Raw genomic sequence first — 955 nt, forward strand, 5'->3', positions numbered from 1 at the left:
ATATATATAACATAAATGGTATCTTTTTAACTATCCTGCCCGTTCGTATTATGAGGTCAGCCAGTTTTTACTGGTTGACCTCTTTTGTCTTCAAGGGGTTTAGTTACGGGTAGCCGGGGTAGAACGTCCCTGCCCGTGGGGCTTGACCCCGTGAGCTAAACTGTTCACCCCCCTACTTGTAGAAACATGTTTGAGGCTGGTTGGGACATCGATCTCGAATAACAAGCGAAGCTATGACACTGCAAGATGGATTAGGGGCTGCCGGCAAATACATCAAGCGTAGGTGGTACAATCAAATGAATCCTGTTATCGGACTAGACATTGCTAAAGGAGAAAGTCAGGGCCAAGCTTTCTTAGACAAAGGTCAGCCGTACGGAAAGAGCTTTACCATCCATCATACCCATGAAGGCTTGGATGCCTTCCACTCTTTCTTAAATCACATTGAGGAAGAGGCTGACCAGCAACCTATGGTCATCTTGGAATCTACAGGTCATTACCATCTCCCCGTCACTCGGTTCCTGGAGGATCATAACTACCTGTTTGTTGTGGTTAACCCGATCTTATCTTATCAAGCTAAAAAATCATCGAGCTTGCGTAAGGTCAAAACAGATGCGGTAGATGCTTATGCTCTCTGTGAACTCTTCTACAAGGAGGACTTTGAGCAGCACAAGACAAGAGGCATGCAGCTATTAAACCTGCGAAATCTATCGAGACAGCATGATGCGGTTACTGGTTTGTACATTCAAGTTAAACTTCAATTCCAAGCCGTATTAGATCAGGTTTTTCCTGAATATAAGGGTGTCTTTGGGGACTTGCATTCTGCGGTGTCATTGAAAACCTTGTTGGAGTTTCCGACCTCTGACGCTGTTCTGAGAGCCGGAAAAGCGAAGATATCGGAGAAGATAGGGGATTTATGTACCCGACGTTCCGAGGGCTGGGCAGTGACAAAGGCCGA

1 protein-coding gene is annotated in these 955 nt (G+C 45.9%); it reads left to right on the plus strand.

Features of this window, described 5'->3' with window-relative positions; genetic code table 11:
- Window positions 1-296: 296 nt before the first annotated feature.
- On the plus strand, window positions 297-955 hold a 659-nt coding region (locus KJS47_RS23775), incomplete at its 3' end, for an IS110 family transposase (RefSeq protein ID WP_213528390.1).

The sequence above is a fragment of the Paenibacillus sp. J31TS4 genome, assembly GCF_018403265.1.
Classification (GTDB): domain Bacteria; phylum Bacillota; class Bacilli; order Paenibacillales; family NBRC-103111; genus J31TS4.